General features: G+C 65.6%; 9 protein-coding genes. 7 read left to right on the forward strand and 2 right to left on the reverse strand.

Features of this window, described 5'->3' with window-relative positions; all coding sequences use genetic code 11:
* The first annotated feature begins 39 nt into the window (after positions 1–39).
* The 4 genes from HNR60_RS22920 to mutL all read left to right on the forward strand — a co-directional run bounded on the left by HNR60_RS22920 (position 40) and on the right by mutL (position 5,528).
* Positions 40–1,404 (forward strand): M16 family metallopeptidase, encoded by a 1,365-nt coding sequence (locus HNR60_RS22920; protein ID WP_210313748.1) that lies wholly within the window; start codon positions 40–42, stop codon positions 1,402–1,404.
* A gap of 2 nt (positions 1,405–1,406) precedes the next feature.
* Entirely contained in the window at positions 1,407–2,771 is a 1,365-nt protein-coding gene (locus tag HNR60_RS22925; protein WP_246433074.1) for a M16 family metallopeptidase, read from the forward strand.
* A gap of 265 nt (positions 2,772–3,036) precedes the next feature.
* Positions 3,037–3,459: an alternative ribosome rescue aminoacyl-tRNA hydrolase ArfB gene (arfB, locus tag HNR60_RS22930; RefSeq protein ID WP_184262545.1), complete on the forward strand. Its 423-nt coding sequence runs from the start codon at positions 3,037–3,039 to the stop codon at positions 3,457–3,459.
* Positions 3,460–3,725: 266 nt separating this feature from the next.
* Positions 3,726–5,528: a DNA mismatch repair endonuclease MutL gene (gene mutL / locus HNR60_RS22935; RefSeq protein WP_184262547.1), complete on the forward strand. Its 1,803-nt coding sequence runs from the start codon at positions 3,726–3,728 to the stop codon at positions 5,526–5,528.
* 15 nt (positions 5,529–5,543) lie between these two features.
* Here the strand turns inward: mutL and HNR60_RS22940 are convergent, their stop codons facing one another.
* Positions 5,544–6,530 carry a hypothetical protein gene (locus HNR60_RS22940; protein WP_184262549.1) on the reverse strand — a complete coding sequence of 329 codons (987 nt, stop codon included), beginning with the start codon at positions 6,528–6,530 and terminating at the stop codon, positions 5,544–5,546.
* A 296-nt stretch (positions 6,531–6,826) separates the two neighbouring features.
* Complete coding sequence (locus HNR60_RS22945; protein ID WP_184262551.1) at positions 6,827–7,939, reverse strand: branched-chain amino acid aminotransferase; 1,113 nt, start codon at positions 7,937–7,939, stop codon at positions 6,827–6,829.
* Between the two features lie 285 nt (positions 7,940–8,224).
* On the opposite strand from HNR60_RS22945, the gene HNR60_RS22950 reads away from it, so the two are divergent.
* From HNR60_RS22950 to HNR60_RS22960, 3 genes are all read left to right on the forward strand, one after another.
* Positions 8,225–8,782 carry a MarR family winged helix-turn-helix transcriptional regulator gene (locus tag HNR60_RS22950; RefSeq protein WP_184262553.1) on the forward strand — a complete coding sequence of 186 codons (558 nt, stop codon included), beginning with the start codon at positions 8,225–8,227 and terminating at the stop codon, positions 8,780–8,782.
* On the forward strand, positions 8,779–9,504 hold the full coding sequence (locus HNR60_RS22955; protein WP_184262555.1) for a response regulator: 726 nt from the start codon (positions 8,779–8,781) through the stop codon (positions 9,502–9,504). Before HNR60_RS22950 ends, HNR60_RS22955 begins: the two co-directional genes overlap by 4 nt.
* A 180-nt stretch (positions 9,505–9,684) precedes the next feature.
* The gene (locus HNR60_RS22960; RefSeq protein ID WP_184262557.1) at positions 9,685–11,073 is read left to right on the forward strand and encodes an ATP-binding protein; all 1,389 of its coding nucleotides are present in this window, start codon (positions 9,685–9,687) and stop codon (positions 11,071–11,073) included.
* Positions 11,074–11,189: the final 116 nt, after the last annotated feature.

Below are 11,189 nucleotides of genomic sequence, written 5' to 3' on the forward strand. Positions count from 1 at the left end.
TCCTCCCCTCGTAAATTTGTGCAGCGGCGCGGCGCCAGCCTGATCGCAGCGGCGCTGCTGGCGGTCGCAGCCGTAGCGTTGCCGAAACCGGCCGCGGCACAGACCGTGACCTCGGATCCGCCGGCGAGTTTCACGCTTGGCAACGGCCTGCAGGTGGTGGTGATCCCGGATCGCCGCACACCCGTTGTCACCCAGATGATCTGGTACAAGGTCGGCTCCGCCGACGAGACGCCGGGCAAATCCGGGCTGGCGCATTTCCTCGAACATCTGATGTTCAAGGGCACCGCCAACCATCCGGCCGGCGAATTCACCCAGACCGTGCTGCGGATCGGCGGCAACGAGAACGCCTTCACCTCGACCGACTACACCGGCTATTTCCAGCGGGTGCCGCGCGACCAGCTCGGCGTCATGATGGGCTTTGAGGCCGACCGCATGACCGGGCTCATTCTGAAAGATGAGAACGTGCTGCCGGAGCGCGACGTCGTGCTGGAAGAATTCAACATGCGGGTCGCCAACAATCCCGACGCCCGGCTGACCGAGCAGATCATGGCGGCGCTGTATCTCAACCATCCCTACGGCCGGCCGGTGATCGGCTGGCACCAGGAGATCGAAAAGCTCGGCCGCGAGGACGCTTTGGCGTTCTACAAGCGTTTCTACGCGCCCAACAACGCCACGCTGGTGATCGCCGGCGACGTCGACGCCAAGGACGTGCGTCCGATGGCGGAAAAGATCTACGGCGCGATCCCGCCGCAGCCGTCGATTGCGCCGCGCCGGATCCGTCCGCAGGAGCCGACCCCGGCCGGGCCGCGCACCGTGACGCTGGCCGATCCGCGGGTCGAGCAGAACGCCATCCGCCGCTATTACCTGGTGCCCTCCGCCGTCACCGCGGCGGCCGGCGAGAGCGCCGCGCTCGACGTGCTGGCGCAGCTGATGGGCAACGGCGCCAATTCCTATCTGTATCGCGCGCTGGTGATCGATCATCCGCTCGCGGTCAGCGCCGGCGCCTCCTATCAAGGCACCGCGGTCGATGACACTTACTTCATGGTGGCGGCAACGCCGAAGCCCGGCGTCGAATTTTCCCAGATCGAACAGGTGATCGACGGCGTGGTCGCCGACATCGAGGCCAATGCGGTGCGCGCCGAGGATCTCGAGCGGGTCAAGACCCAGCTGATTGCGGAGGCAATCTACGCCCAGGACAATCAGGCGACGCTGGCGCGCTGGTACGGCGCGGCCCTGACCGTCGGGCTCAGCGTCGAGGACATCCGCGCCTGGCCGGACCGGATTCGCGCCGTGACCTCCGACCAGGTCCGCGCCGCCGCGCAAAAATGGCTGACCAAGAACCGCTCGGTGACCGGCTATCTGATCAAGGACACCACCGCGAAACTGCAGGAGAAGCGCTCGTGAGGATGTTCGCCCCCCGCGCGCTCCGCATCGGCCTCGTGGCTGCGGCGAGCTTCGTCGCCGCCGCGCTGTCGACCAGTTCGTCATTCGCTGCCGCCAAGATCCAGCGGCTGGTGTCGCCGGGCGGCATCGAGGCGTGGTTCGTGCCGGACGCCACCGTGCCGCTGATCGCGATGGAATACGCCTTCGGCGGCGGCGCCTCGCAGGACCCGGCCGACAAGTCCGGGCTCGGCCATATGGTCGCCAATCTGCTCGACGAGGGCTCGGCCGATCTCGATTCCAAGACCTATCACGAGCGGCTCGATCGCCGCGCCATCGAGCTCAGCTTCAACGCGACCCGGGATTACTTCCGCGGCTCGCTGCGAATGCTGAAGGAGCATCGCACCGAGGCGTTCGATCTGCTGCGGACCGCGCTGACGAAGCCGCGCTTCGAGGCCAACGATATCGAGCGGGTGCGCGCCCAGCTGCTGTCGACGCTGCGCCGCGAATCCACCAACCCGAATTCGATCGCCGGCCGCAAGTTTCTCGAACTGGCGTTCGGCGATCACCCTTACGGCCGGCAGGCCAGCGGCACGCTCGCCAGCATCCCGACGATTGCGGCCGCCGATCTGCGCAGCTATGCCGGCCATGTGCTCGCCCGTGACACGCTGAAGATCGCGGTGGTCGGCGACATCGATGCGGCCTCATTGGGCGTGCTGCTCGATCAGACCTTCGGCGGTTTGCCGGCCAAGGCCGAACTGGTCGCGGTGCCGGACGTTGTCGCCGCGAAGCCGCCGCAGCGCGTCTTCGTCGCGCTCGACGTGCCGCAGACCACGGTGACGTTCGGCGGCCCCGGTATCAAGCGCGCCGATCCGGATTTCATGGCGGGCTACGTCGTTAACCACATCCTCGGCGGCGGCACGCTGTCGTCGCGGCTGTATCACGAGGTCCGCGAGAAGCGTGGCCTCGCCTATTCGGTCTATGAAGCGCTGCTGTGGATGGAGCATTCCGCGCTGTTCATCGGCAGCACCGGCACCCGCGCCGACCGCGCCGCCGACACCGTGGCGGCGATCGATCAGGAGATCCGCCGCATCGCCGAGCAGGGTCCGACCCAGCAGGAACTCGACGAGGCGAAGTCGTATCTGAAGGGCTCGCAGATGCTGGCGCTGGATACGTCGTCGAAGCTCGCCTCGGCGCTGCTGCAGTATCAGCTCGACAATTTGCCGATCGATTACATCGAAAAGCGCAACGCCATCGTCGACGCGGTGACGCTCGACGACGCCAAACGCGCCGCGAAGCGGCTGTGGGCCAACGGGCTCCTGACCGTCGTGGTCGGCCGCGCCGCGCAGGCCGCGGCGGAGCCGGTCTCGACCCCGCCGCGGGCGAATTAGCTTCCATCACACGTGCTGCCTTCACCTCTCCCCGCTTGCGGGGAGAGGTCGATTGGCTGAGCGTAGCGAAGCCGATCGGGTGAGGGGGCGCGTCATCGAGTCCGACCTTGCGGTAACGCCCCCTCACCCCGACCCTCTCCCCGCAAGCGGGGCGAGGGAGCGCGCTGCCGCTGCGGCGGTCGCTTCCACTCACAGACCTCGCGCCGGCTTGCCGCGCGTCGCCCAGGATGTGCTACAGAACGCCACCTCACGCCCCCGGTGCCCCATGCTGCGGATTGCCCGCGATCTCTTCATCGACGAAGACAAGGACATCGAGGTCACCTTCGTGCGCGCCTCGGGGCCGGGCGGGCAGAACGTCAACAAGCTCTCCACCGCGGCGCAATTGCGCTTTGATACGCGGCGCATCGCGCTGCCGGCCGACGCCGAGCTGCGGCTGTCGCGGCTCGCCGGGCAGCGCATGACCAAGGACGGCGTGATCGTGATCCACGCCCAGCGCTTCCGCACCCAGGAACGCAACCGCGCCGACGCCATCGACCGGCTGCTGGAACTGCTGCGCGCCGCGATGGTGCGGCCCTTGACCCGCCGCCCGACCAAGCCGACGCTCGGCTCCAAGACCCGCCGGCTCGAAGGCAAAAAACGCCGCAGCGACGTCAAGGCGAAGCGCGGCTCCGGCGGCTTCGAGGATTGAGCTGCTCGCCCTTAGGCGGCGCATCTGCACCTATCGAGCTGTCATTCCGGGGCGCGCGCAGCGAAGCTGCAAGCGAACCCGGAATCTTGCGACAAGCCCGGCCTCGCACCCGCGGCGAGATTCCGGGTTCGCTCGGGCTTGCGCCCTCGCGCCCCGGAATGACGGCTTTGTTTCGGTCGGGCACCGAGAGAGTGATCGCGGGGCCCCTCCCGTCGTCCGGCAAAACCGCCTAGATTGCCGGCTCAACCCGATTTCCCGAGTCGCCGATGCCCGTCCGTCAATTGCCCGAGACCGTGGTCAACCGCATCGCCGCCGGCGAGGTGGTGGAGCGGCCGGCCAGTGTGGTCAAGGAACTGGTGGAGAACGCGATCGATGCGGGCAGTAGCCGCATCGACATCTTCACCGACGGCGGCGGACGGCGGCGGATCGGCATCACCGATGACGGCGCCGGCATGACCCACGCCGATCTGGCGCTGGCGGTCGATCGTCACGCCACCTCGAAGCTCGACGACGAGGATCTGCTGGCGATCCGCACGCTGGGGTTTCGCGGCGAGGCGCTGCCCTCGATCGGCTCGGTGGCGCGGCTCTCGATCACCACGCGGCACGTCAGCGAACCGCACGCCTGGGCGCTCGCCGTCGAGGGCGGCGCGAAATCGCCGATCGTGCCGGCGGCGCTCAGCCAGGGCACCCGCGTCGAGGTCTCCGACCTGTTCTACGCCACCCCGGCGCGCTTGAAATTTCTCAAGACCGACCGCACCGAGGCCGAAGCGATCCGCGAGGTGGTGCGGCGTCTCGCCATGGCGCGGCCCGATATCGCCTTCGGCATGGCCGGCGAGGAGCGCGCCCCGGTGAGCTGGGCCGCGGCATTGCCCGGCGCGGCGGGACGGCTAACAAGGCTCGGCGATATTCTCGGCGGCGATTTTCGTTCTTGCGCCATCGAAGTCCGCTCGGAGCGCGACGGCGTGGTGGTCGAGGGCTTTGCCGCGGCACCCTCGCTGACCCGCGCCAACGCGCTCGGGCAATATCTGTTCGTCAACGGCCGCCCGGTGCGCGACAAATTGATCATCGGCGCGGTGCGCGCGGCTTATTCCGACTATCTGCCGCGCGACCGCCATCCGGTGGTGGCGCTGTTCGTCACGCTGGATAGCCGCGAGGTCGACGCCAATGTGCATCCGGCGAAGACCGAAGTGCGGTTTCGCGACGCGGGCCTCGTCCGCGGGCTGATCGTGCACGCGCTGAAGGAAGGCTTGGCGCGCGAGGGCAAGCGCACCGCCGCCAACGACGCCGGCGCCACGATCTCATCATTCCGGCCGTCGTTCGCGCCGCGCGCCAATTGGGACTGGCGCGCTTCGCCGTCCTATCCGGTGGCCGGCAGTGCGGCGTACGATACCGCGAGCGGTTTCGCCGAGCGCGCGCAGGCGGGCTTCGACGTCGGCGCCCCGTCGGCCGATATCCGCGCCTATCAGCCGGCCAGTGCCGATCTCACCGAGCGGCCGCTCGGCGCGGCGCGGACGCAGATTCACCAGACCTATATCGTGGCACAGACCCGCGATGGCCTCGTGGTGGTCGACCAGCACGCCGCGCATGAGCGGCTGGTCTATGAGAAGCTGAAAGCCTCGCTCGACAAGAACGGCGTGCAGCGGCAGATCCTCTTGATCCCCGAGATCGTCGAGATGGACGAGGCCACCGTGGAGCGGCTGGTGGCGCGCGGCGAGGAATTGGCGAAATTCGGATTGGTAGTGGAGTCTTTCGGTCCGGGCGCGGTCGCGGTGCGCGAGACGCCGTCGCTGCTCGGCAAGACCGACGCCGGCGCGCTGCTCCGCGATCTCGCCGAGCACATGGCGGAATGGGACGAGGCGCTGCCGCTTGAACGGCGGCTGATGCACGTCGCCGCCACCATGGCCTGCCACGGCTCGGTGCGCGCCGGGCGGGTGCTGAAGCCCGAGGAAATGAACGCGCTATTGCGCGAGATGGAAGACACGCCGAATTCCGGCCAGTGCAACCACGGCCGCCCGACCTATGTCGAACTCAAGCTGTCGGACATCGAGAAGCTGTTCGGGCGGAGGTAGTCACCGTAGGAACTCTCAGCTTGAAACCTGTCGGAAGATCATAAGAGGCGTAATTCCAAAACATCCAGGTGGACGCCCGAGCATTAATCTTGTCATCATGGCAAGTTGGCTCATCTGACCGATCATTCCGCCCAATGACGCGCCAGCGATCAACTGCTCTATCGCGTGTTGCTCCATTGAAAATTGATCAACCTGAGGCAGTGCATCCAAAATTCCTAAAGCCGTCCAGGTACCTTGGATGCCAATGCCGTGCTTCAAAAGTAGCTCCGAGGAACTGATAATCATACTTTCTTCGCGAAGATTGAACCACGTCGTCGAAGCGTTGTCGGAAATCGTTCCTTGAACCGAATGGGGGAGTAGAGGGATAAGTTCAAGCGCGGCCTCGGTTTCCGGCGAACCTTTGCTTGGCGACCTTGCCCCGGCCCTTTTTCTGTCGTGGCGGTTTAATTGCGAAGGATCGGGGGCTCCTTGCTGGGACGCGGCATCGGAAATAGCTTTCTTGATAGCTGGAAGCTTCCAGGCTTCTCGTAGCATTCCTACGTCGAACGCGGCAAGAGTTCCGGTCACGAGCACGAATTGACTAATTCGAGCCTCTCCAATGTTGCGAATGATGAGGTCCCGATCGGCCAAATAGTCGAGAAGCGTCGTCGCATTCCGCCAAAGGGGGTCATAGGTCCGCTCGGCTGCATCGCGCTCGTCGTCCGTTACAGTACCATCTACGGCCATGCCTCCCCGTGCGAGATTGGCGAAATCGATACCGGCATTTGCAGTTGCTTTCGTGGCAGATGATCGTCCGACGCTTTCGTGGGCCTTCACCCCCTGCAAAACCCCGTATGTTTCAAATTGAGCAAGAAATGCAGCAATCCGGCGTGCATCATGATAGAGGAAGTCATAAACGGAACTGCTTTCCAGGGCCCCTAACGGCCTTTCTGAGGCGTTCGCGTCGTTCGTCGGCTTCTTCCCTATTGCGGGCGATTTCTCGTTGGGTTCGCTCGAAGACATCTGCCAACTCTTTTGGACCGGCTCTCAAAAAATGTGACAGTGCATCGCTCCCCGTCGGTGGGAGAGATGTCTGCTTCTTCCTGTCGGAACGAGGAGTCATTTTGCGAAACTCGGTTGCGAGGGTATTGAGCTAATACTCAATCCATAAGATCAACACAGTTCCCAAAGGTTAAATTTAGGTTATCAAATCTTAACCTGATGGTTTTCGCAAGCCGACAATTGGTGGCGATGGGAGATGCGATCAGACGCCAAGCTCGAATGCCCAATAGGGGCCTTCATCTGAGCGGTGTCATGCATCACCCGACGTTGCGGATCCAGCCGTGGGTATCCGGCGCGCGGCCGTATTGGATGTCGACCAGCTGCTTGCGCAGCCCCATCGCCACCGGGCCGGCTTCGCCGCCGTTGATGACGAAGTCGCCGTGCGCCGAACACACCTTGCCGATCGGCGAGATCACCGCCGCGGTGCCGCAGGCGAACGCCTCTTTCAGCTTGCCGGAGGCGGCGTCAGTTCGCCACTGCGCCAGCGTGTAGGGCTCCTCGCGCACCTCCGTGCCGGCTTCCCGCGCCAGCGCGATGATCGAATCGCGGGTGATGCCGGGCAGAATGGTGCCGAGCGGCGGCGTCGACAGCGAGCCGTCGTCGAACACGAAGAACACGTTCATGCCGCCGAGCTCTTCGATGTAGCGCCGCTCCAGCGCGTCGAGGAACACCACCTGGTCGCAGCCGTGATCGATCGCCTCGGCCTGCGCGCGCAACGACGCCGCGTAGTTGCCGCCGCATTTCACCGCGCCGGTGCCGCCGACCGCGGCGCGGGTGTAGTTTTCCGACACCCAGATCGAGACCGGGGCCGGGCCGCGCTTGAAATACGAGCCGACCGGCGAGGCGATCACCGCGAAGATGTATTCCGCCGACGGCTTGACGCCGAGGAAGATCTCGCTGGCGATCATGAACGGGCGCAAATAAAGGCTGCCTTCGCCGCCCGGAATCCAGTCGCGGTCGATCCGGACCACCTGCTCGACGGCTTCGATGAACACCGCTTCGGGAATCGGCGCCATCGCCATGCGGTCGGCCGAATTCTTGAAGCGCCGGGCATTGGCGTCGGGGCGGAACAGATTGATGCCGCCGTCGTCGCGCTTGTAGGCCTTCAAGCCTTCAAAAATTTCCTGCGCGTAGTGCAGCACCGCGGTCGCCGGATCGAGCGGGAAGTTGGCGCGGGATTCGACCTTCGCGCCATGCCAGCCCTGCGCCTGATTGTAGTGCACGATCGCCATGTGCTCGGTGAACACCCGGCCGAAGCCGAGATTCTCCAGCTTGGCGGCGCGGTCGGTCGCGGAGACGGGATTGGCCGTGGGCGCGATGTCGAATTTCAGCCAGATCGAGCCGTCGACCTTGTCGAACGAAACTCCCATGGACTTATCTCCTGGATCGGCGGGCGCCGCGTGCCGCGCGGTGGCCGTTGGTTACATTCAAGGACCGGCCGTCGCCAGCCGTCTTCAGTTCAATTCCCGATCGAGCCGGGAGCGGGCTTTTGCGCAACGCAGGAAGTCCGGTATGTTCGGCCAGGTCGCCCGAGGCAATGGCATGTGCGCCGTTGCGCGAAATTATCGGGCCGGTCAGGCCGAGGTCGCAAGCGGAATGATGTTATATTTCGTCTGGACCATCCGTTTTGTAACATAAAGACCAGATATGTCAATATGGCTGACATAAATTTCACGCGTTCTGCGCCGCGCTCCGGCGTCCCCGAAACCGAGCCGGCGCCGGCGGCTGAAGCCGCGCCGCCGCGCTGGGACCTCATCGAGCTGTTGTTCTTCGCCTATCGCGACTTCGTCGGCGACGCCGACCACGCGCTGGAAGGCTTCGGCTTCGGCCGCGCCCATCACCGCGTGGTGCATTTCGTGCACCGCTATCCCGGGCTGACAGTGGCCGACCTGCTCGACGTGCTGCGCATCACCAAACAGTCGCTCGGCCGGGTGCTCAAGCAGCTGCTCGACGAGGGCTATCTGGTGCAGCGCGCCGGCGACAGCGACCGCCGGCAGCGGCTGTTGTTTTCCACCGCCAAGGGCGAGGCGCTGGTGGTGAAGCTGGCGCGGCTGCAGACCGAGCGCATCAATCACGCGCTGGCCGATCTCGGCCCCGGCGAGGCCGATGCGGTGCTGCGCTTTCTTCGTGCCATGATCGACCGCGATGATCCGGACAAGGTGCTCGAGGGCCTGCTCGGCGCCAACGGCGCAACCGCAAAGGACCGACGGTGACGCAATTTGCAACTTTGGCGAAGAAGCCGGCGTGCCCGGCCGACGACGCGCCGCATCTGTTGCTGGTCGACGACGATCGCCGGATCCGCGATCTGCTGTCGCGATTTCTCGCCAGCGAGGGCTACCGCGTCACCACCGCGAAAAGTGCGGCCGATGCCCGCGGCAAGCTGAACGGGCTGAATTTCGATCTGCTGATCCTCGACGTGATGATGCCCGGCGAGACCGGCTTCGATCTGGCCCGCTCGATCCGCAAGACCTCGTCGGTGCCGATCGTGATGCTGACCGCGCGGCACGAGGCCGAGAGCCGCATCGAAGGCCTGCAGCTCGGCGCCGACGACTACGTCGCCAAGCCGTTCGAGCCGCGCGAACTCTTGCTGCGGATCGGCAACATTTTGAAGCGCGCGATGCCGGTGGCGACCGTCAAGCAGGAGTCGATCAGCTTCGGGCCTTACGTCTATCACCTGGAGCGCGGCGAATTGCGCCAGGGCGAGGAGATCATCCATCTCACCGACCGCGAGCGCGACATGCTGCGCGTGTTGGCGGCGTCGCCCGGCGAGACCGTGCCGCGCGGCGAACTCACCGGCGGCGGCGGCACCGTCAACGAGCGCGCGGTCGACGTGCAGATCAACCGGCTGCGCCGCAAGATCGAGCAGGACCCCGCCAATCCGTTATTCCTGCAGGCGGTGCGCGGCATCGGCTATCGCCTCGTCGCGGCGCCATAGAACGTCTGACATGCAGCAAGCACAACCATGGTGGTTTTCGTCATTGCGAGCCGAGGGCGGCGCGCAGCGTCGACCGCAGAGCGAAGCAATCCAGGGGCGACACGCGCAGCCCTGGATTGCTTCGTCGCAAGGGCTCCTCGCAATGACGAACGCTAGGGCCTACCCGGTCGCGCGGTCCTCATGAGCACGCTCGACAGCGGCTTCACGCTGATCCGCACCGCGACGCGGCGGGTCGCCGCGTTCCACGACTACGTCTGGCGCCGCTTCAACGACTTCATGCCGAAGGGGCTGTACGCCCGCGCGCTGTTGATCATGATCGTGCCGATGGTGGTGCTGCAATCGGTGGTCGCCTTCGTGTTCATGGAGCGGCATTGGAACACGGTGACGCAGCGGCTGTCGGCGGCGGTGGTGCAGGACATCGCCGCGCTGATCGACGTCTACAAGGGCTATCCGCAGGACAAAGACCGCGCGCAATTGCGCCGCATCGCCCAGCAGCGGATGGGACTGGTGGTGGATTTCCTAGGGCCCGGCGACATGCCGCCGCCCGGGCCGAAGCCGTTCTTCTCGCTGCTCGATCAGTCGATCAGTAAGCAGATCAGCCGGCAGATCGCGCGGCCGTTCTGGATCGACACCGTCGGGCGCTCCAATCTGGTGGAAATCCGCATCCAGCTCGACGACGCCGTGATGCGGGTGTTCGCGCAGCGCAGCGCCGCCTACGCGTCGAATTCGGAGATCTTCCTGTTCTGGATGGTCGGCACCTCGTCGATCCTCTTGATCGTCGCCGTGCTGTTCTTGCGCAACCAGATCCGGCCGATCCTGCGGCTGGCGGATGCCGCGGAGAGTTTCGGCAAGGGCCGCGAGGTGCCGAACTTCCGGCCGCGCGGCGCCCGCGAGGTGCGCCGCGCCGCGCACGCCTTCATCGAAATGAAAAGCCGCGTCGAGCGCTCGATCGAGCAGCGCACCGCGATGCTGGCCGGGGTGTCGCATGATCTGCGCACTATTCTCACGCGCTTCAAGCTGGAATTGGCATTGATCGGCGACGGCCCGGACGCCGACGGCATGCGCAAGGACGTCGACGAGATGGCCGGGATGCTGGAGGCCTATCTGGCGTTCGCCCGCGGCGACAGTGGCGAGCAGGCGCAGCCCGTCGATATGGCGGCGGCGCTGGAGGAATTGCGCGGTGACGCCGAGCGCAACGGCCATTCCGCCACCGTGGTGTTCCATGGCCAGCCGGTGGTGACGGTGAAGCCGGCGGCGTTCAAGCGCTGCCTTGGCAACCTGGTGTCGAACGCCGCGCGCCATGCCGACAGCATCGCCATCACCGGGCATCGCGACCACCGTTATCTCAGCGTCACGGTCGATGACGACGGCCCCGGGATTCCGCAGGACATGCGCGAGGAGGTGTTCAAGCCGTTCCTGCGGCTCGACGACGCCCGCAACCAGGACGAGGGCGGCACCGGCTTAGGCCTTGCGATTGCCCGCGACATCGCCCGCTCGCACGGCGGCGACATTACGTTGGGCGACAGCCCGATGGGCGGCCTGCGCGCGATCGTGCGGATTCCGGTGTAGTTCGCGGGTTATCGATGCCACATCCACCGCCGTCATCCTGAGAGCCTGTGAAGCTATTCGATTGGCGGCTCTCGGCGATATGATGTGTCGCGATCGCTGCGCAGGAGTGCGGTTGG

The organism is Rhodopseudomonas rhenobacensis (assembly GCF_014203125.1).
GTDB classification, from domain to species: Bacteria; Pseudomonadota; Alphaproteobacteria; order Rhizobiales; family Xanthobacteraceae; genus Rhodopseudomonas_A; species Rhodopseudomonas_A rhenobacensis.